At 71.3% G+C, this 20,282-nt stretch carries 18 protein-coding genes and 1 other RNA gene; 8 read left to right on the plus strand and 11 right to left on the minus strand.

Annotated elements, in window-relative coordinates; all coding sequences use genetic code 11:
- The first annotated feature begins 66 nt into the window (after positions 1-66).
- Entirely contained in the window at positions 67-882 is an 816-nt protein-coding gene (locus AB0O28_RS30060; protein ID WP_363645918.1) for a crotonase/enoyl-CoA hydratase family protein, read from the plus strand.
- A gap of 32 nt (positions 883-914) precedes the next feature.
- Here AB0O28_RS30060 and AB0O28_RS30065 read toward each other — a convergent pair whose 3' ends face one another.
- The 4 genes from AB0O28_RS30065 to AB0O28_RS30080 form a co-directional block, all read right to left on the minus strand.
- Positions 915-1,955, minus strand: coding sequence for a CU044_5270 family protein (locus tag AB0O28_RS30065; RefSeq protein WP_363645919.1), 1,041 nt, complete (start codon positions 1,953-1,955; stop codon positions 915-917).
- Positions 1,952-2,464, minus strand: coding sequence for an RNA polymerase sigma factor (locus AB0O28_RS30070; protein ID WP_363645920.1), 513 nt, complete (start codon positions 2,462-2,464; stop codon positions 1,952-1,954). The genes AB0O28_RS30065 and AB0O28_RS30070 overlap by 4 nt, the downstream gene beginning before the upstream one ends.
- A gap of 98 nt (positions 2,465-2,562) precedes the next feature.
- On the minus strand, positions 2,563-3,786 hold the full coding sequence (locus AB0O28_RS30075) for a damage-control phosphatase ARMT1 family protein (protein WP_363645921.1): 1,224 nt from the start codon (positions 3,784-3,786) through the stop codon (positions 2,563-2,565).
- 47 nt (positions 3,787-3,833) lie between these two features.
- The gene (locus tag AB0O28_RS30080; RefSeq protein WP_363645922.1) at positions 3,834-4,949 is read right to left on the minus strand and encodes a nitronate monooxygenase family protein; all 1,116 of its coding nucleotides are present in this window, start codon (positions 4,947-4,949) and stop codon (positions 3,834-3,836) included.
- A 251-nt stretch (positions 4,950-5,200) separates the two neighbouring features.
- On the opposite strand from AB0O28_RS30080, the gene AB0O28_RS30085 reads away from it, so the two are divergent.
- Positions 5,201-6,163, plus strand: a complete 963-nt coding sequence (locus AB0O28_RS30085) for a LysR family transcriptional regulator (protein ID WP_363645923.1) — start codon at positions 5,201-5,203, stop codon at positions 6,161-6,163.
- Between the two features lie 322 nt (positions 6,164-6,485).
- A complete protein-coding gene (locus tag AB0O28_RS30090; RefSeq protein WP_363645924.1) occupies positions 6,486-7,640 on the plus strand; it encodes a S1 family peptidase in 1,155 nt (384 codons plus the stop codon).
- Positions 7,641-7,717: 77 nt separating this feature from the next.
- Here AB0O28_RS30090 and AB0O28_RS30095 read toward each other — a convergent pair whose 3' ends face one another.
- Positions 7,718-9,925, minus strand: a complete 2,208-nt coding sequence (locus AB0O28_RS30095) for an acyl-CoA dehydrogenase (protein WP_363645925.1) — start codon at positions 9,923-9,925, stop codon at positions 7,718-7,720.
- 393 nt (positions 9,926-10,318) lie between these two features.
- On the opposite strand from AB0O28_RS30095, the gene AB0O28_RS30100 reads away from it, so the two are divergent.
- Together AB0O28_RS30100 and AB0O28_RS30105 are read left to right on the plus strand one after the other, a co-directional pair.
- Entirely contained in the window at positions 10,319-11,260 is a 942-nt protein-coding gene (locus AB0O28_RS30100; protein ID WP_363645926.1) for a trypsin-like peptidase domain-containing protein, read from the plus strand.
- Between the two features lie 78 nt (positions 11,261-11,338).
- Positions 11,339-12,379 carry an adenosine deaminase gene (locus AB0O28_RS30105; protein ID WP_363645927.1) on the plus strand — a complete coding sequence of 347 codons (1,041 nt, stop codon included), beginning with the start codon at positions 11,339-11,341 and terminating at the stop codon, positions 12,377-12,379.
- On the opposite strand, the gene AB0O28_RS30110 is transcribed toward AB0O28_RS30105, so the two are convergent.
- Positions 12,352-12,906, minus strand: coding sequence for a UTRA domain-containing protein (locus AB0O28_RS30110; RefSeq protein ID WP_363645928.1), 555 nt, complete (start codon positions 12,904-12,906; stop codon positions 12,352-12,354). The two genes, AB0O28_RS30105 and AB0O28_RS30110, sit on opposite strands and share 28 nt — an antisense overlap.
- A 146-nt stretch (positions 12,907-13,052) precedes the next feature.
- On the opposite strand from AB0O28_RS30110, the gene AB0O28_RS30115 reads away from it, so the two are divergent.
- A complete protein-coding gene (locus tag AB0O28_RS30115; protein ID WP_363645929.1) occupies positions 13,053-14,357 on the plus strand; it encodes a sensor histidine kinase in 1,305 nt (434 codons plus the stop codon).
- Positions 14,354-15,028 carry a response regulator transcription factor gene (locus AB0O28_RS30120; RefSeq protein ID WP_363645930.1) on the plus strand — a complete coding sequence of 225 codons (675 nt, stop codon included), beginning with the start codon at positions 14,354-14,356 and terminating at the stop codon, positions 15,026-15,028. The genes AB0O28_RS30115 and AB0O28_RS30120 overlap by 4 nt, the downstream gene beginning before the upstream one ends.
- 120 nt (positions 15,029-15,148) lie before the next feature.
- On the opposite strand, the gene ssrA is transcribed toward AB0O28_RS30120, so the two are convergent.
- The 5 genes from ssrA to ftsE form a co-directional block, all read right to left on the minus strand.
- Positions 15,149-15,534: a transfer-messenger RNA gene (gene ssrA, locus AB0O28_RS30125) on the minus strand.
- A gap of 316 nt (positions 15,535-15,850) precedes the next feature.
- Positions 15,851-17,752 (minus strand): penicillin-binding transpeptidase domain-containing protein, encoded by a 1,902-nt coding sequence (locus tag AB0O28_RS30130; RefSeq protein WP_363645931.1) that lies wholly within the window; start codon positions 17,750-17,752, stop codon positions 15,851-15,853.
- Positions 17,753-17,755: 3 nt separating this feature from the next.
- A complete protein-coding gene (smpB, locus tag AB0O28_RS30135) occupies positions 17,756-18,238 on the minus strand; it encodes an SsrA-binding protein SmpB (protein ID WP_363645932.1) in 483 nt (160 codons plus the stop codon).
- Positions 18,239-18,295: 57 nt separating this feature from the next.
- Entirely contained in the window at positions 18,296-19,195 is a 900-nt protein-coding gene (ftsX, locus tag AB0O28_RS30140; protein ID WP_363645933.1) for a permease-like cell division protein FtsX, read from the minus strand.
- Positions 19,196-19,209: 14 nt separating this feature from the next.
- Positions 19,210-19,899: a cell division ATP-binding protein FtsE gene (gene ftsE, locus AB0O28_RS30145; protein WP_079315626.1), complete on the minus strand. Its 690-nt coding sequence runs from the start codon at positions 19,897-19,899 to the stop codon at positions 19,210-19,212.
- Between the two features lie 179 nt (positions 19,900-20,078).
- Here ftsE and AB0O28_RS30150 point away from each other — a divergent pair, with 179 nt between their 5' ends.
- Positions 20,079-20,267 carry a hypothetical protein gene (locus AB0O28_RS30150; protein ID WP_363645934.1) on the plus strand — a complete coding sequence of 63 codons (189 nt, stop codon included), beginning with the start codon at positions 20,079-20,081 and terminating at the stop codon, positions 20,265-20,267.
- Positions 20,268-20,282 lie beyond the last annotated feature (15 nt).

Here is a 20,282-nt window from a genome sequence, read left to right on the forward strand (position 1 = left end):
ACCCCGCGCGCCATGGCAAACAAGCGCTTGATCGATCCGGTGACGCCACCCCGCTGGAGGACACCTGTGGAGCTCCTGCCCATCAGCACCCCGCACTGCCGCATCGAGCGCGACGGTCACGTGGTGGTCGTCACGATGGACCGTCCCGAGGCCAGGAACGCGCTCTCGCAGGACATGCTGGTGGGGCTGGCCGAGGCATGGCAGTACATCTCCGACGAGCCGGAGGTGCGGGTCGGCATCCTCACCGGTGCGAACGGCACGTTCTGCTCCGGGGCCGACCTCAAGGCGATGGGCACGCCGTCCGAGGACGAGCGGGTGCGCCGCCGGGCCGCCGAGATCCCCGGCTACCACTGGAAGGGCCTGCTGCGCGATCCCGAGGCGCTGCCCGCCAAGCCCGTCGTGTGCGCGGTCGAGGGGTACGCCGTGGCGGGCGGCACCGAGTTGCTCGTCGGCACCGACCTGCGCGTCGTCGCCGAAAGCGCCACGCTCGGGCTGTTCGAGGCCAGGCGTGCGCTGTTCCCCATGGGCGGCAGCGCCGTACGGCTGCCGCGCCAGATTCCGTACGCGTTCGCCATGGACGTGCTGCTCACGGGCAGGGCGATCACGGCGGCCGAGGCGCTCTCGATGGGTATGGTCAACCGGATCGTGCCGGACGGCCGGGCGCTGGAGGCGGCCCGCGAGATCGCCGGCCAGGTGGCCGCCTGCGGGCCGCTGGCCGTGCAGGCGATCCTGCGCGCCTACCGCGAGACGCTGGGCATGCCGGAGGCCGAGGCGCTCAAGGTCTCCGACGCGATCGGCTGGCCGGTCATCGGCTCCGAGGACGCCAAGGAGGGCGCGCGCGCTTTCCGCGACAAGCGTCCGCCCACCTACCAGGGCCGATAGCCGCTCGATGGCGGCACGGACCCGGCCGGCCCTCATTCGGTCGGCGGGGCCGGCTCGGTGTCGGTCCAGCCGGACTCCAGCACCACGTCGACCCGATCGCCGCCGTCCGGCGTCCCGCTGATTTCGGCCGTCAGCACCTTGGAGGTGCCGGGGTCGATGATCAGCCTGCTCCGGGGGGTTCCGTCCCCCTGGAGCAGGAAGGTCACGGCGACACCCGGGCGCCCCCGCGGGTCGGTGGCCGGGCCTTCGACCCGCACCGTGGGCAGCGTCGCCAGCGCTCGGTAGGCGGCGCCGCGCACCTGCGGGGAGGCGGGCAGTTCGTACAGCAGCGAGGCCAGGGTGCGCGGCAGTGCGTCTTCCACCGGACCGGGGCCGTGGTCCCTGCGGATGGCCTCGAGGGCCCGCCTCTTCAGCGCTTCGGGGTCGGCCGGCAACGCCGCGATCTCCTGCACGGTCATGGGCATGGCACTCCAGTGGAGCCTCTGCTTCCCCTTGTTCTGGAAGAACCCGCTCTCGCCGGGGGAGGTGGAGTAGACACCGCCGTCCGGCCCGATCGGCCATTCGGCCGGCGAGCCGTCCCTGCGCCATGCCTCCGGGTTCAGAGGGCGTGTGGCCAACCGCCTGACGCCGTGCCAGGTCCGGCCGTCCTTGGCCGCCCACGTCTGCAAGAGGCTGGAGGTCTCCAGGTAGTAGCCGTCGCCGTTCTTGCCGTACGGCCCCGCCGATCCCACGTCCAGCTCCTTGAGGTGCCAGTAGGCCCCTTCCGGTGCGGCTTCGGCCCTGGCGGCGGCGGCCAGCAGGATCGACCCGCCCGACAGGGCGGTGACGCCGGTTGTGGCCGTGGGAGCAGGCGACGGGGTGCCGACGCCCTGACCGACGAAGACCGCCGCCGCGACCGCGGCCGCCGCGAGCCCGAGGGCACCGGCCCGCCACGGCAGGCGCCGCCGGACCGTCCGGTGCCGGCGTGCCGGGGTCGCCGTGATCAGCTCACGCAGCTCGCGCGCGCCGGGTCCCTGATCCGCCGCGCGCGGTGCCGGGTCGATGGCCCTGACCAGGTTGTCGATGTCACTCATGCTTCCCCCATCGCGATCGTCAAGGACGCCTGCCGCTCCAGCGCCGCCGCCAGCCGCTTGCGCGCCCGATGCAGCCGGGTCCGGGCGGCGATGGCCGTACACCCCACAACCTTGGCGATCCGCTCGCTGGTCAGTCCTTCCCAGCAGGCCAGCGCCAGGACTTCGCGGTCACGCTCGGGCAACTCGTCGAAGGCGGCGCGGACGTGCTCGAGATCGACCGGTCGAACCGGCCGATCGGCGGCCAGTTCCGCTCGCAGCCGCTCGGCGAGCACGGCCCTGCGGAGATCGCCGCGCTGCTGGTTGGCCAGCACGCGGCGGGCCACGCCGTACAGCCACAACAGCGCCTCTTCGCCCTCGGGCACGTCGTCGATGCGCCGCCAGGCGGTGAGAAACGTCTCGGAGATGACGTCGGCCGTGTCGTCGGGGGAACCGGTGCGGCGGGCGGCGTACTGACGTATCGCCGGGTAATACGCGTCATAGATCGCCTCGAAGCGATCCCGGTGTGTCACAGAATCTCCTCACCGAAAGGTGCCGGACACCTGGTAAATGTCCGGCACCTCTCGGACTGTGGCACCCGTCTACCGACGGCACACCTCCGCCCGCCGCGTCAGGAGCGGGCCTGGATCATGGCGTGGGTGCCGGTGGTGCGCCATGGGCGGCCGCTCGCGTCCAGCTCCGCCAGCGTCTGCTCGGGAACGCCGACGAGCGCGTCGGACTTCAGCGTGCGCAGCGCGACGACCGGCCCGGGGAAGTAGGCGGTGACCTCGGCGAACGGCGTGGTCACCGGCCACATCCGGTCGCCGACGAGCCTGCGGTAGTTCAGGTCGCCCTTCATGACGGTCAGCGATGCCGACGCGAACTCCTTGCGCAGGTCGTCCGGCATGTCGGAGTAGGGCAGCGGCGCGCAGGCGAAGGGGTGCGCCCGCAGCGTGAGACGTCCCTCCTCCATCGCGCCCCAGAGGCGGGCGCCGGCCTCTCCGGCCCGGCCGGGCGCGGCGGCGAGCCGCCGCAGGCACGCGAGCACGTCGGCCGGGGTGGCGTCGGAGACGAAATACGGGACGGGCTTCACGTGGAGGACGATCTCGCCCGCGAGCCCGCACGTGAGGAGGTGGTCGGCCAGCACCAGATCGGGCAGCAGTTCGCGGCCCGCGTTGTCGGCGACCAGGCAGATTCTGCCCGGCGCGGCGGCCTCGAGAAGCGACCACAGCAGCGGGCCGTCATCCACCACCAGGCCGTTCGCGCGCTCGTGGTCGCCCTGCAGCGTGATGCCGAAGGACAGGTCGGCACGGTTGCCCCAGAGCGCGCCGAGCAGCAGCGCCCCGGCCCGCTCGTCCGCGGACAGCGCCGCCATCTCGTCGAGCGCCGCCAGCTCCCCGTCCACGACCGGGCCGTCGAGTTCGGCCTGCTTCATCGGGCCGAACGGATCGACCCCGCGCCACGGGCCGTCACCGAAGTATCCGGTGGCCTCCAGCAGCTTCCGGTAGAAGTAGCTCTCCCCCCACAGGAACGGCACGTCGACATAGCGGCGGCCGATCCTGCCGCGGCCCCACTCGGCCCAGGCGGCGCCGTCGTGCGCCGACGGCTCCAGCGGCTCCATGACGTCACGGACGACCTCGTCGAGCAGCCGGTCGAGCGCGCGCCGCCGGTCGGGGTCGTACGGCAGCGCCCGCGCGACCTGGCGGACGAGGACGGGATGCCGTTCCCTGAAGACGGTCAGGGCGTAGGAGCCGGGGACGTTCCCCATGATCGGCGGCGGGATGGGCGGCGCGTCCGCCACGGTCTCGTCACCGGCACGGCTCATTTCGGCGTCCTCCCCCAGCTCGCGGGACATCCCCAGCAGTAAAGCGCAGGGCGTCGCGCGGCCGGGGGGCGGGGCCCTCACTCGTCCTGGGTGATGCGGCCGAGGCGCTCCATGGCCTCGACGTACTCCTCCACCATCTCGAAGACGACCTGTCTGGCCGGCTTGACCTGGTTCATCGCGCCGATGATCTGCCCGGCCGGGAACGTGGCCAGCTCCGTCGCGTCCGACCTGCCGATCCGCCGCAACGCGTCGGAGATCAGCATGAACTGCAGCGGCATCGGCAGCGTGCCGGGCGACTCGGCCGACTCCCACGCGTCGGTCCACTCGTTCTTCAGCAGGCGGGCGGGCTTGCCGGTCCAGCTCCGCGACCTGACCGTGTCGCGGGAGGTGGCCGCGATGATGCGCTGCCGCACGGTCTCTGAGGTGTCGGCCTCCTCCACGGCCAGCCAGATCGAGCCGGTCCACACGCCCTCCGCGCCGAGCGCCATGCCCGCGGCCATCTGGCGGCCGGAGCCGATGCCGCCCGCGGCCAGGACCGGCACGTCCACCGCGTCGGCCACCTGCGGGATGAGCACCATCGTGGAGATCTCGCCCGTGTGGCCGCCCGCCTCGGTGCCCTGCGCCACGACGACGTCCACGCCGACCTCGACCTGCTTGATCGCGTGCCGGGGCGTGGAGGCGAGCGCGGCCACCTTCACGCCCTTCGCGTGCGCCTGCTCCACGACGTCGGCGGGCGGCGGGCCGAGGGCGTTGGCGAGCAGCGCGATGGGATGCCGCAGCGCGACCTCGACCTGCGGCCGGGCCGTCGCGTCGGTCCAGCCGAGCAGCACCTTGCCCGAGTCGGAGCCGTCCAGCGGCGGCACGCCGTGCCGGGTCAGCAGGTCCTCCACGAAGGCCCGGTGGCCCTGCGGGATCATCCCCTGCAGCCGCGCCACCAGTTCGGCCGGGGAGTCCACGTCGAGGTCCGCCCCCGCGTAGGAGGCGGGCATCACCACGTCCACGCCGTACGGACGGCCGTCCACGTGGTCGTCGATCCACTTGAGCTCGATCTCGAGCTCCTCCGGGGTGAAGTACAGGGCACCGAGCACCCCCATGCCGCCGGCGCGGCTGACCGCGGCGACGACGTCCCGGCAGTGGCTGAAGGCGAAGATGGGGAACTCGATACCGAACATGTCGGTGACACGTGTCCGCATGCCTCGAACGTACGACGGCCCCCCAGGAACTGCAACGCGTTCTAGCAACCCGCGTCCCCCGCCTCCTACCATCCGGTAACCACTCTGCGCGACGGAGACCTTGTGAGAACACGTTGCAGTCAACGAGGCGTCCCCGTGGAGTCACGCACGCGCACCAACAGCAACAGGAGTGACGGCGGCTCACGCGTTAAAGTCAAATTTCATGACAACGCGGGATTGCGGCCATAGCACCGGGGCCGTACCGTCCCTCTATGGATCTGGAGATCCGCCACCTGAGAATCGTGCACGCGGTCGCCGAAGCCGGGAGCGTCACGAAAGCGGCCACCCGGCTCGGCCTCGCCCAACCGTCGCTCACCGCTCAGCTCAAGCGCATCGAGCGCTCACTCGGGGGTCCGCTGTTCGAACGCGACCGCAACGGCGCCCGTCCCACTCCTCTCGGCGAGATGGTGCTGGCCCGCGCCCGGGTGCTGCTACCCGCCGTACGGGACCTCCAAGAGGACGCGGTGCGGTTCGCCAACACCTCGGTCAAGCTGCCCGGCTGCCGTATCGGCGCGACGAACGGGCCCATACTCGGCGGGCTCGTGGAGCGCCTGACCGCCGACCAGCCCGGCATCCCGGTCACCACCCGCACCTCCTGGTCGGCCGGTGAGCTGACCGCGCTCGCGGTGGCGGGCCGGCTCGACTTCGTGCTGCTCGGGACGTGCGGCGACAGCCCGCCTCCCCCGGCCGAGGCGATGAACTGGACCACGGTCGGCACCGACCCGGTCTTCGTGCTCCTGTCCGAGGACCACCCCCTCGCCGGGGAGAGGGAACTGGAGCTGTCCACCCTCGCCGGCGAGCACTGGACGGTCGCCCCCGGGGACGGCTGTTTCGCCGACTGCTTCGCCGCCGCCTGCGCGCGGGCCGGGTTCGTCCCCGAGTCCATCTACGAGACGGACGTGGCGACCTGCCTGCACCTGGTCGGGGTGGGTAAGGCCGTCGCCCTGTGCCAGGCCACCTTCCGGCTCACCGCCGGGCTGGTCATGATGCCGCTGGCCGGTGCGCCGCTGCGCTGGCGGCACCTGCTCGGCTGGCACGCCGACTCGTTGGGCGCGCGGGCCGCCGCACCCGTCATCGCCGCCCACGCCCGGGCCGCGTACGCCGACGCGGTGCGCCGCAGCGCCCGCTACGCCGACTGGCTCGTCACCAACCCCGAATACGGAGCCGTCCCCTAGGTCGCCCGCGAGGCCCCGGCCGGGACCGGAGCCACGGTCCCCTTGCGGCGATACCGGCGGACGGCCTGGACGTCCTCGCGGGTGCGCTCCTGCTCCACGGCGTCCCCCTGGCCGCCCGGGCGGAGAGCCGGCGGTGGGACCGGCCACCCCCTTCACACGACGGGAGCCGGTTCTCCAGTGTACGGAAACGGCCAATTACGGCCCAGCGAATCCCCAGACGCCGGCGGTTCCATAACTCGGTGATAGGGGCGAATTGATAGATCCACGTGACAGCGGAGGTCGGTTACGTTGACGGCACCCCCCAGAGACAAGGAGAGCCCCCATGCTCCACAGACGCACCGTACTCGCCGGATGCGCTCTGGCCGTCACGGCCCTCGCCACGGTCGCCACCCCCGCCATGGCCGAGCCGAACAACTCTCCCGCCTCCTCCGCCGTCAAGCCGCCGCCCGCGATGGTGGAGGCCATGCAGCGCGACCTCGGGCTCACCCCCGCCCAGGTCGACGCCCGGCTGGCCAACGAGGCGAAGGCCATGGCCACCGAGGCCAAGGTGCGCGCCGCGCTCGGTGACGCCTACGCCGGATCCTGGGTCTCCGGCACCACCTCGGAGAGCTTCATCGTCGCCACCTCCGACGCCTCCAAGGCCGGCGCGATCCTGGCCTCCGGCGCGCAGCCGAAGATCGTCGGCCGCAACCTGGCCACGCTCGACTCCGCCGAGGCCGCACTGGACCGGGCCGCCGCCGGCGCGCCCGCCTCGACCTCCGTCTGGTACGTCGACGTGGTCAGCAACAGCGTCGTCGTGCTGTCGTCGGACACCGCCGAGGCCGAGGCGTTCGTGGCCGCGAGCGGCGCCGACAAGTCGGCCGTACGCGTCGAGCGGTCGAACGAGCAGCCGCAGACCTTCTACAATGTGCGCGGCGGCGACGCCTACTACATCGGCAGCTCGGCCCGGTGCTCGATCGGCTTCTCCGTACGCAGGGGAAGCACGCCCGGATTCGTCAGCGCCGGTCACTGCGCCACGGCCGGCAGCAGCCTGTCCGGCTACAACCGGGTCTCCATGGGCAGCTTCCAGGGCTACTCGTTCCCCGGCAACGACTACTCGTGGGCCGCGGTCAACAGCAACTGGACGGTCACGCCGTACGTCAACAACTACAGCGGCGGCAACGTCACCGTGAAGGGCTCGTCGGCGGCGCCCGTCGGCTCGTCGATCTGCCGGTCCGGCTCGACCACCGGCTGGCACTGCGGCACCGTCGGGCAGCTCAACGCCAGCGTCCGCTACTCGCAGGGCACGGTCAGCGGCCTGACCCGGACCAACGTCTGCGCCGAGCCCGGTGACTCCGGCGGCTCGTTCATCTCGGGCAGCCAGGCCCAGGGCATGACCTCCGGCGGCTCGGGCAACTGCTCCTCCGGCGGCACCACCTACTTCCAGCCCGTCAACGAGGCTCTCTCGGCCTACGGACTGACCCTCGTCACCGGCTGACCACCCCCTCCGTCGTCGTGATCAACGCCCTCCGTGACCATGCAATCGCATGGTCACGGAGGGCCTTTCGCGTACGGCTACTTGCCGGGCTCGGGGTCGCGGGGGAGGCCGAGCATGCGCTCGGCGATGATGTTGAGCTGCACCTCCGTGGTACCGCCGTAGATGGTCATCGCGCGGGTGGCGAGCACGGCGCGGTTCCAGTAGCCGGCGTCGCCGAGCTTCCAGTCGGCGGCGGTGACGGCGGCCGGGCCGAGCAACGAGACCGCCACCTCGGAGACGTGCTGCGCGTGCGCGGTGGACAGCAGCTTGCGCACCGACGCGTCGGCGCCCGGCTCGCTGCCGGCGAGCTGCTTGAGGGTCACCCGCAGCGACAGCGCGTTGATCGAGTGCGCCTCGCAGACGACGCGGGCGAGGTCCTGCCGCTCGGCGGCGGTGAGCTCACGGCCCAGCCGGCCCACCAGGCCGAGCAGGTCGGGCACCGAGGCCCCGGTGCCGCCCGAGCCGGACGACAGCGAGACCCGCTCGTTCGACAGCGTGTTCCTGGCGACCCGCCAGCCCTCGTTCACCTCGCCGACGACCAACTCGTCCGGCACGAAGACGTCGTCGAGGAACACCTCGTTGAACAGGTTCTCCCCGGTCATCTCGGTCAGCGGCCGCACGGTGACGCCGGGCCCCTTCATGTCCACCAGGAAGTACGTGATGCCGTCGTGCTTGGGCTTGGAGGTGTCGGACCGCGCGATGCAGATGGCCCATTCGGCGACGTGCGCCACCGAGGTCCAGATCTTCTGGCCGTTGAGCTTCCAGCCGCCCTCGACCTTCTCCGCCTTCATCTGCAGCGACGCGAGGTCGGAGCCGGCCTCCGGCTCGGAGAAGAGCTGGCACCAGATCAGCTCGCCGCTCAGCGTCGGCGGCAGGAACCGCTCCTGCTGCTCCGCCGTCCCGTACGTGACCAGCGACGGCACCACCCACGCACCGATGATCATCTGCGGCGGCTTGATCCTGGCCGCCCTGATCTCCTGGTGGATGAGCACCTGCTCCAGCGGCGAGGCCGCGCGGCCCCAGGGCTTGGGCAGGTGCGGCATGACGAATCCCGCCTTGGCCAGCGCCCTCTTCTGCTCCACGCCCTCCAGAGCGGCGAGCTCGGCGAGCTCCGCCCGGATAGCCTCGCGCAGCGGCTCCGACTCCTCCGGCAGGTCGATCTCCATCTCGCGGCTCACGCCCCCCAGCGCGAGCGCGGCCACCCGGTCGGACCACTCGGAGGAGGAGCCGAGCAGCGCGCGGATGGTCAGCGCCCGGCGGTAGTACAGGTGCGCGTCGTGCTCGAAGGTGTAGCCGATGCCGCCGAACGTCTGGATCGCGTCCTTGGCGCACTGCACGGCGGCGTCGGGCGCCATGACGGCGGCGATGGCGGCGGCGTAGTCGCGCTCTGCCCCCTCCGCCCGGGTGGCGTCCCAGACCGTGGCGCGGGCCTGCTCCAACGCCACCAGCATCCGCGAGATCTTGTGCTTGATGCCCTGGAACTGGCCGATCGGGCGGCCGAACTGCACCCGGACCTTTGCGTAGTCGGCGGCGGCGGCCACGCACCAGGCGGCCACCCCGGCCGCGTCCGCGCCGAGGACGATCGCGGCCACGTTGCGCACCCCGGCGCCCGTCAGGCCGGTCAGCACCCGCTCGGCGGGCACCCGTACGCCGTCCAGCTCGACCTTGGCCACGCCGCGGGTGAGGTCGAGCGACTTGACCGCGGTGACCGTCGCCTCGGTGGCGTCGATCGCCACCCACTCCTCGCCGGCGTCCGTCGTCACCGGCAGGACGAGCACGTCCGCGACGGCCGCGCCGAGGACGTGTCCGGCCGTGCCGCCGATCGTCAGCGCGTCGCCGTCATGCGCACCGGTGATCTCCCCGTCGAGCGCCACCGCGCCGGTCAGCGAGCCGTCCGCGAGACCGGGCAGCAGGTCGGCCTGCGCCTTGCCCTCCGAGGCGAGGATCGCGGCGCTCGCGAGCACGGTCGGCACCATCGGCCCGGGCGCCACCCGCTCCGACAGCGCCTCGATCGCCACGGCCGCCTCCAGCAGTCCGTAGCCGGAGCCGCCGTACTCCTCGGGGATGTGCAGCCCGAGCAGTCCCTGACCGGCGAGAGCGGACCAGAAGGCCGGACGCTCCTCCGTTCCCGGGTCGGCGAGAACACCCACCGCGCTCCGCACCAGGTCGGCGGGCACGGCCCGCTCGGCCCATCCGGTCACCGACTCGCGAAGCGCCTCGTGCTCCTCGCTCAGCCCGATCGCCATAAGATCCTCCAGCACTCGGTCGTGTCCGCGAATCCAGCCCCGCCGCGCGGCCCGGGCTCGCGACGGGCGGCACTCGCGGACGCTCCCTGGATTCCTTTTATAGAACCATATTCTAGAGGAATATTCGCTGGCTAGGCGGTGCCTTCACCCTCGGGTATCGACCGTCCCGGGCACCCGTCATGACCTGCGCCTGTCCCGGCGCGCCGCCTTGCGGCGCCTGTTCTCGCAGGTAGACAGGGGACTATGCAGCTCTCACGGAAGGTCCTCCGTACGGTCGCCGGTTCGGCCGCGGCCGTGCTGGTCGCGGGAGGATGTGCGCCGGGGACCACCCCGGGTGAGGCCTCCCCTCCGCCGGCGTCTCCCACAGGGGGGAGGACGGGTACGGCCCCGCCCTTGCCCGCCCGCCCGATCGAGCTCGAAACGACCTACGAGCAGGTCATCAAGAGGGTCCTTCCGTCCATCGTGCAGATCACCACCGGAGAGGCGCTGGGCTCCGGCATCGTCTACGACACCGACGGCCACATCCTGACGAACGCCCATGTCGTGGGGGCCGCCACGGAGTTCCAGGTCACGCTGGCGACCGGCGGCAAGCCGAGGAGGGCCCACCTGGTGAGCTCCTATCCGGCCGGCGACCTGGCGATGATCCAGGTCGAGAACGCGACCGGGCTGACGCCCGCGACCTTCGGTCGTTCGGCGAATCTCAAGGTCGGGCAGATCGTGCTCGCGATGGGCAACCCGCTCGGCTTCTCCGGCAGCGTGACGCAGGGCATCGTGTCGGCCCTGGGCCGCACCGTGACGGGTGAGAAGCACGCGGGCGGCGGGGCCGCGACGATCGCCAACGCCGTCCAGACCTCCGCGCCCATCAACCCCGGCAACAGCGGCGGGGCGCTGGTGGACCTGTCCGGCCAGGTCATCGGCATCCCGACGCTGGCCGCGGTCGATCCCCAGCAGGGCGCCGCACCCGGTCTCGGCTTCGCGATCCCGAGCGACACCGCGACCGACGTGGCCCGGCAGATCATCCGGTACGGCCGGGTCGTCAACAGCCACCGGGCGGCCCTCGGCGTGCGCGTCGGCACCGCGGTCGACGCGAGCGGCGAGCCGGTCGGTGTGGCCGTCGGCTCGGTGTCCCCCGGCGGCGGCGCGGACAGGGCCGGCATCCGCCCCGGCGACGTGATCGTGAAGGTGGAGGGCACGCCCACCCCCACCGCCAGCGCCCTGAGCCAGATCCTGGCCACGCTCAAGCCGGGCGACAGGGTGCGGGTGGAGCTGATGCGCCCGGACGGCACCAGGAAAACGATCAACGTGGTGCTCAGCGAGCTGCCGGCCGGAGGATGACCCCGAACCTGACAAATCGGTGTGAAATACGGCGATATCGCTTGGGGTGGACTCCTACCCGGTTGTTACGGTCGTTCCGTGATCTCCCCGGAACTCACCCGGTTCATCGCCGGGCTGCCCAAGGCGGAACTGCACGTGCACCACATCGGTGCGGCGTCACCGCACATCGTCGCCGAACTCGCCGCGCGGTACGAGGGGACGACTGACGTGCCCGCCGACCCCGCGCTGGTCGAGGCGTTCTACGACTTCCGCGACTTCGCCCATTTCCTCCAGGTCTATCCGCAGATCGTGGACCTGGTGAAGACCCCCGAGGACCTGTGGACGCTGATCCACGGCGTGGGCGGCGACCTGGCCGCCCAGCAGGTGCGGTACGCCGAGCTCACGATCACACCGCAGCCCCACCTGGCCCGGGGCTTCGCCCCTCAGGAGTTCTGCGAGGTGATCGAGGACGCCCGCCGCAGGGTCGAGGCGGACTTCGGCACCATGTTGCGCTGGTGCTTCGACATCCCCGGAATCCCCGGCCCGCCCGCCGACGAGACGCTGTCCGTCGCGCTCGACCAGCGGCCGGACGGCCTGGTCAGCCTGGGTCTCGGCGGCGCGGAGGCCGGGGTGCCCCGGTCGTGGTTCGCGCCGCACTTCGCCGCGGCACGCGCCGCCGGGCTGCACTCGGTGCCGCACGCCGGCGAGGTCGTCGGCGCCGAGTACGTCTGGCAGGCCGTACGCGACCTGGGCGCCGAGCGGATCGCGCACGGCATCCACAGCGTGGAGGACCCGTCCCTGCTGGATCACCTGGCCGAGCACGGGATCACGCTGGAGATCTGCCCCACCTCCAACGTCTGCACCCGGGCCGTGCCCAGCCTGGCCGAGCACCCGCTGCCCGCGCTGGTCGCGGCCGGGGTGCCGATCACGGTGAACACCGACGACCCGCCCATGTTCGGCACCGACCTGAACCGGGAGTACGCCGTGGCGGCCGAGCTGCTCTCCCTCGACGAGAAGGGCGTCGCCGACCTGGCCCGCGCCGCGGTGGAGGCGTCCTTCCTCAACGCCGAGGGCAAGTCGGCCCTGCTCGCGGAGATCGACGCCTACGTCGCTCAGAACTCGTCGGCACCGCTCACCTGAACGACGTCGAAGACGTGCCGGGAGGCGGCGCAGACCGTCTCCAGCACGTGGATCGGCAGGTCGTCGGCCGAGTAGGCGGCCCGCACGATCTGGACCACCCACTCGCCGGGCTCCAGTTCCAGCGTGGCCGCCTCGTCGCCCCCGGGCGGCCGGGCCACCAGGTGCTCCTCCGCACGGCCGAACCGGTGACCGAGCTCCTCGATACGCGCCTGCAGGCTCGGAGCCAGGAAGCCCGGCTCGCACAGCGGCGTGCCCGCGAAAAGATCGAGCCGCAGGAAGCTCGTGGCGACCCGCACCGGCACGTCACCCGCGAGCAGCAGCTTGCGCCGCGCCAGCACCGGCGTGCCGGGCTCGACCCTGAGCCCGGCGGCCACGTGCTCCGACGACGGCTCCGGGCCGACGTACAGCATCCTGCGACCGGCCCGCACCCCCTGCCGCTCCGCCTCCGTCAGGAACAACGAGGCCGATCCCCGTACGGCCGGCTCCGACGGCAGCGACCGCCGCACCACGATTCTCGGCTCCCCCACGGCAGCCTCCTCCCACGTATCGCCCCGACAGTACTCGTCACGCCTGAAGCCACTGCGGAGGTGAGCTCCACGGGGTGACGCCGGCCTCGTCGGCGACCGCCGCGAACGCGATCGGCGAAAAGCCCGGGATGTCTAGGATCGAGCCCGTGGACAAGGTCGGCGGGAGACGTTTGGCGGAGGCGCTGCGCGCCCTGCGGGCGGACCTGCTCACGCTCGCGCCCCAGCCGTTGCCGCCCCTGCGCGGGCCCCGGCCGCTCAGATGGCTGCCGCATGCGCTGATCGTGCTCCTCGCCGCCCTCCTCGCCGCGACCGCCGAGGACACTCCCGCGCTGCCGTTCGCGATCGCTCACGCGGCCGTGCTGATCGTGGCGCTGCGCCTGCCGCTGCCCGCGTGGTGGCTGTCCACCGCGTTCCTCGCGTGCACGGCCACGACCGCCTACTCCCCCGCGCACTCGGGCGAGCCGTGGCCGTGGACGGTGCACGCGGGCGTCCTGTTCCTCGTGGCGTTGCGCAACCGGCGCCGGGTGGCGGCCGAGACGCTGCTACTCGGGGTGCCGACGGCCTGGGGTGTCTGGTCGGCCGGGGGTCACACCACGCTCTGGCTGGACATCACGATCCCCTCCTTCGTCATCGAGGTGCTGCCCCTCTTCGCGGCCGCCGTGCTCACCGGCACCGCCGTACGCGCCCGGCGGGTGGCCCGCGAGCGGCTGGCCGAGCAGGAGGCGGCGGTCGTCCGGGAGCGGGAACGGCGGACCCTGCTGGAGGAGCGCGCCCGGATCGCCAGGGAGTTGCACGACGTCGTGGCGCACCACATGTCCGTCATCTCCGTGCAGGCCGACGCCGCGCCATACCGGGTGCCCGACCCGCCGCAGGAGCTGGTCGCCTCCTTCGCCGTCATCCGGCAGAACGCACTGGAGGCGCTCACCGAGCTGCGCCGCGTGCTCGGGGTGCTGCGCGCCGAGACCTCACCGGGCGCACCGGGCACCGAAGCACCGGGCACCGTCGCTCCGCAGCCCACACTGGCCGACCTCGACGGCCTCGTGGCGAACGTACGCGCCGCCGGCCTCGACGTGGAGACCGAGGTCACCGGGGAGCCCGGCCCGCTGTCGCCGGGCGTGGAGCTGTCGGCCTTCCGCATCGCGCAGGAGGCGCTGAGCAACGCCCTGCGGCACGCGCCCGGGTCACGGGTCCGGGTCGAGATGGCGCACACCGCCACGGCGCTGCGCCTGACCGTGCGCAACGGGCCGGGGCGGCACGCGGCCGCGCCGTCGCCGGGCGCGGGCCACGGCCTGCTCGGGATGCGCGAGCGGGCGGCGATGCTCGGCGGCGACCTCGCCGCCGGTCCCACCCCCGCCGGCGGCTACGAGGTCACCGCCGTACTGCCGTTGTCCGCGCCCGCCACAGCTGTATCCGCCCACACACCCGCCGGCACCGGAGAGGAAGGCCAGTGACCATCCGCGTCGTGATCGCCGACGACCAGGCCATGATCCGTGAGGGGTTCTCCGTCCTGCTCGGCGCCCAGCCCGGCATCGAGGTCGTGGGCGTCGCGGCCGACGGGCTCGACGCCGTCGCCAAGGCGGCCGAACTGCGTCCGGACGTCGTGGTGATGGACATCCGCATGCCCGGCCTGAACGGCATCGAGGCCACCCGGCGGATCACCGCCGACCCCGCCCTCGACGTCAGGGTCCTCGTGCTGACCACGTTCGACCTCGACGAGTACGTGTACGACGCCCTGCGCGCCGGCGCCTGCGGATTCCTGCTCAAGGACGCCTCGGGAGTCCAGCTCGCCGAGGCGGTGCGCGTCGTCGCCGCCGGCGACGCCCTGCTGGCCCCGAACGTCACCCGGCGCCTGATCGAGGAGTTCACCCGGCTCGGCGGAGCGCCCCGGCCGCCCGCGCGGGCCCGGCTGGAGGGCCTCACCGAACGGGAGACCGAGGTGCTCACCCTCATCGCCCACGGCCTGTCGAACGCCGAGATCGCCGCCCGGCTCGTCGTCGCCGAGCAGACCGTGAAGACCCACGTTGGCCGGATCCTCACCAAACTCGGCCTGCGCGACCGCACGCAGGCGGCCGTGTTCGCCTACGAGACCGGCCTGGTCACGCCCGGCCACACCATCATCTGACCGGCACCGCGGCCGTCACGGCCATGACGCGCGTCCCCGGGCTGTGACCGGCCCGGTGACCGTAGGCCGCCGTAACACGAAAAAGCCCGCCGGCTCATGGCCGACGGGCTGCTTCGCTACCGGTGGAGGTGGCGGGAATCGAACCCGCGTCCTTCAACACCAAGACAGGGCTTCTCCGGGTGCAGCCTGTTGCGATTTTCTCGGCCCCGGCGATCTCACAGGCGAGTCGCCGACGGGCTCAGTCACTGTTTGATTTCCCGTACGGCCCCGTGACCGGGCCGGACGGTTGAGCCTTCTAGCGATGTCAGTTCCGGGCCGAAGGCACTCCCGGGCTGACAGAGGTTTCTCGCTGCTTAGGCGGCGAGAGCCAGGGAAGCCTGGCTCACCTCAGTGCTCTTGTTATTGGCACTTATTTGTTTGCGGTCACAGTGTTGACGGGGTTATGTCCGCAGTCCCCGACCCGCTTCCCCTGACTTGCAATGCCGAAGTCGAAACCGGTCACCCCCCTGTTCAGTTGTCAACCCAGCCCCGAAGGCCTGGCGTCACAAGCTTACTCGTGACAACACCTGCGACGCGACTCGAATTCCTTCCCCCCCGGTGCCCCGGGGCCGGGGAGACGCCGAAGCCCCCGGGAACGCGGCCTCTGGCGCGCGTCCCGGGGGCCGACCGGCAGGGTCGAGCCGGTCCAGACGAGCAGGGCTCCCCCCGAGATGGAGCCCTGTCCTCATCACGGCGACTGGGCCCGCAACCCCCCAAGCGGGTCCCAGTCACCTAGAAAGACGCCGGTCGCCGCCCCGATGGTTGCTCGCCTCCGAGCATTTTTCACGTCTGCGGCTGGGCGTCGCGGAAGAAGCTCCCGGCGATGGCCGAAGCGGCCGACACGTCGCCGCTCTGCGCCAGCACGGCGACAGCGACGTCCCCCTGCCAGCCCACGAACCACGAGAGCCTGGTGCGCTCCTTCTTCTCCGTCTGGGTGACCTCGGCGGCCACGCCGTACACGGGGTCGCCGGGGGCGGAGGCGGCGGAGGCCGCGCCGGAGGCCACACCGGCCCGCATGAGCGTACGCAGCTTCGCGGTGATCGCGGGATCGAGGGTCACGGGCTGGGGGGCGACCGGCATGGTGCCCTCCTCGGCCGCCGGATCGGGGGTGGCGGGCGAGGTCACCAGCACCGGCGGCCGCCACGTGCCCGACTTGACGGCCGCGGCGACGAGGGCCATCGCCAGCGGACTCACGCGGGCGCCCTGTCCGGCGAGAATCTTGGCGATCGCGGCGTCCCCGTCGGGGGCCGGGATCGACCCGCTGAAGGTCTTCAGCGGCAGCTTCCAGTCGCCGCCGATGCCGAACTGGGACGCGCTGGCGGACAGCCGCTGCCCACTGATCCGCCGGGCCAGCGACGCCAGGGCGGTCACGCAACCCTGGGCGAAGTCGGTCTGGAAGGTGGGCGTCGTCACGCCGTTGACGCCGGGCTGCTGGAAGCGGGCACCGCCCACGGTGCGATCGGCGCTGCACGGCACCTTCTGCTTGGGGTCCAGACCCGACTGGAGCAGTCCCTGCGCGGCGACGACCGAGAAGGCGGTGCCGGCCGCGAATCTGCCGGCCAGTGCGTCCTTCTCCTGGTGCAGCTGGTTGGCGGAGACGGCCAGCAGCTCACCGGTGGAGGCCTGCACCGCGACGAGCGCGGCCGGGCGGGGCCCCGCCACCGCGGTGTCCCCCGCTCTCTGCAACCGGCTGTCGATCGTGGTCTGGACCGACGAGTTCTCCCGTCCCGGCCACGCCTTGAGCTCCTTGACCAGCTGCCCGGTCGTGTTGTCGAGGATGACGACCCGGGTCTCGGTCGAGCCGGTGAGCTGGTCCTGGTAGGCCTTCTGCAGGCCGTCCCGGCCGAGCGTGTCGCCGGCCCGCTGCGGCCCGCCGAGCCGCTGCTCCGCCTCCGGGGTGATGGCCGTGACCACACCGACGATCTGCGTGGGCGACTTGGGGGCGACCGGCGGGTTGTCGATCTGGAACTCCAGGCCCTGGATGGCCTCCAGCTTGGCCTTGATCTGGGCGAACTTCGTCCGCCCGAACGTCGCGAGGGGGACGAAGTCCTGCGGGGGCGACGACAGGATGCGGCTCAGCAGGCGGTCCTGGGCGAAGCCGGTGACCTTCGACAGCTGATCGCAGAGCCCGCCCGGGTCCTTGACCTTCGCGGGGACGACCCCGGCGACGTGCAGGACGGTCTCGTCCTGCAGCGCGCTGCCGTTGCGGTCGAGGATGGGCTTGCGGCCCTTGGGGACGGTGGCGACCGCGAGCCGCTGCCCGGGGTGCAGGTCGGGGTGGATGACGCTCGGCGACCACCGCACCTTCCACTGGCCGCCCACCAGGTGCAGGGGCAGGTTGCCGTCGTACCGCCAGAGGGGGTTGTTCTCACCGAGGTCCACCTCGGCGTGATAACTCGCCTGCGCGGCGTCGTCGTCCTGGCTGATCCCCCGCAGGGAGAAACGGATCGAGGCGGCGTCCAGTTGCAGGCGGGCGTCCTCCAGCGCCTTGCGCACCGCCGCCTGGTCGCCGTCGGCGCGGCGTGCGGCGGCCGCGTAGTCCCCCGTCTGCCAGCCGACGAGGAAGTCGCGCACCGCCTCGTGCGGCGACGGCTCCTCGAAGCAGCCGGTCAGCAACGGCGCGGTCAGCCCCAGCGCGAGCACGGCACGTACGGCTCTCGCCCGGACGGACAGAGTACGGAACACGGCCTAACGGCCCCCCCGGCGGCGGACCGCGTTCGACATGGCCCGGGCCATCTCGCGGTTGGCCTGCTTCTCCATCAACGTCTGCCGCTTGTCGTAGTCCTTCTTACCCCGGGCGATGCCGATTTCGATCTTCGCCCGGCCGTCCTTGAAATACATCGACAGCGGGATCAGCGTGAGGCCCTTCTCCTTGAGCGTCGCGTCGAGCTTGCCGATCTCCTTGCGGTTCAGCAGCAGCTTGCGCGTGCGCCGGGCGGCGTGGTTGGTCCAGGTGCCCTGGCTGTACTCCGGGATGTACACGTTGATCAGCCAGACCTCGCCGCCCTCGATCGACGCGTAACCGTCGGTCAGGTTGGCCTTTCCCGCCCGCAGGGACTTGACCTCGGTGCCGGTCAGGACGAGCCCGGCCTCGTAGGTGTCCTCGATGAAGAAGTCGTGCCTGGCACGCTTGTTCTGGGCGATCAGCTTGCGCCCGGTCTCACGTGGCATAAGGGGAGCCTACCGTCGCCACGAAGGGCGGAAACGAGGTGCGCGGCCGGTGCGGGATCAGACCCGCAGGTAGCGGCGCAGGGTGACGAACGAGGCGAGCACACAGATCAGCACGCCGATGGCCATGGTGAGAGTGATCACGCCGGCGACCGTGTCCCAGCCGAGGGGCGCCGCCATGTAGGTCTGGATCGACTCGAAGATGGCGATCTTGACGATGATCAGGATCACGCCGGCCAGGACGCCGCCGATGAGACCGGCGATCAGCCCCTCCATCACGAACGGAAGCTGGATGTAGATGTTGGACGCGCCGACCAGCCGCATGATGCCGGTCTCCCTGCGGCGGTTGTACGCCGACAGACGCACCGTGTTGCCGATCAGCAGGGTGGCCGCGATCAACATGAGGGCGGCGATGCCGAGCGCCATGTAACGCAGCTTGTCCATGAAGCCGAAGACCGAGTCGAGCAGGTCGCGCTCGTTGATCACATTCGCGACGCCCGGCTGGCCCTTCAGGCTGCTCGTGACGGCCGCCGCCTTGTCCGGATCCTTCAGCTTGATCCGGTACGACTCCGGCATGTCCTCGACCTTGGTCACCGCCAGCAGGGTCTGGTTGTTCTCCTGCTGCTGCCACTTCTTGTAGGCCTCGGCCTGGGTTTCGAACTCCACCCGCTCGACCTCGGGGAGCCCCTTGATCGTCTGCTCCAGGTTGGCCTTCTCCTCCTGGGTGAGGCCCGCCTTGTTCTTACAGGCGGCGAAGGAGGAGTTCTTGACGCACAGGTAGACCGACACCTCGACCTTGTCGGTCCAGTAGCCCGTGAGCTTCGAGACCTGGGAGTTGATCATCATTCCGACGCCGAGCAGCGCCATGCCGACGGCAACGGTCACGACCACCGCGATGGTCATCGTGAGGTTGCGGCGAAGGCCGATCCAGACCTCGGAGAAGATGAAGTTGGCCCGCATGGTCCCTGTTACTCCTAATACGCCTGGCCGTACACGCCGCGCGACTGGTCGCGGACGATCTTGCCGTCCTCGAGCTCGACCACGCGCTTGCGCATGGAGTCGACGATCGCGGCGTCGTGCGTCGCCATGAGGACGGTCGTGCCGGTCCTGTTGATTCGGTCGAGCACCTTCATGATGCCGATGCTCGTGGCGGGGTCGATGTTCCCGGTGGGCTCGTCGGCGAGCAGGATCATCGGCCGGTTGACGAACGCGCGGGCCATGGCGACCCGCTGCTGCTCGCCACCGGACAGTTCTTCCGGCATCCGGTGCGCCTTGCCCTCCAGGCCGACGAGCTCGATGACCTCGGGCACGACCTTGCGGATGAAGCGGCGCGGCTTGCCGATGACTTCCAGGGCGAACGCAACGTTCTCGTAGACGTTCTTGTTCGGCAGCAGCCGGAAGTCCTGGAACACGCAGCCGATGCGGCGGCGCAGGTGCGGCACCTTGAAGTTGGACAGCTTCGACAGGTCCTTGCCGGCCACGTGGATGGAGCCGCTGTTGGGTCGCTCCTCCTTCAGGACCAGGCGGAGGAAGGTGGACTTCCCCGAGCCTGACGGTCCGACCAGGAACACGAACTCGCCCTTGTCGACGTCCACGCTCACGTGGTCGAGGGCGGGCCGGTTTTGGTTCGCGTAGACCTTGGTGACATTATCGAAATGGATCACGGGCGCATCACGGCTAGCCAGTCTAGGGGGTGGGACGGCCGGTCCGGGGGTCGCCGGTCACTTTGCTCTGGATCGACGTTCCGTTTGGCCGTAGGCCAGTCTAGGGGTAACACTGGCATGGAACGTCCATAACGGAAACAAAACGATTAGCCCTTGGGCGATGGGGCGGTAAAGCTGCTATGAGCTGCGAACATCTGATCTGCGCCGCGTGCGCGGGGCCCGTGGTGGAGGGGCGCTGCCCGGTCTGCCGCGAGGGCCGCGCCAAGGTTCACCACCACGGGTTCATGGGGCTGTCGCCCCTGGTCATCGCGCTGGTCGTGCTACTGGTCGTGGCGCTGACCGCGCTCGCCCACGTCAGCGGTTACTGAGCACTTTCCTTCCCG

It is taken from the genome of Microbispora sp. NPDC088329, from assembly GCF_040685655.1.
Classification (GTDB): Bacteria; Actinomycetota; Actinomycetes; order Streptosporangiales; family Streptosporangiaceae; genus Microbispora.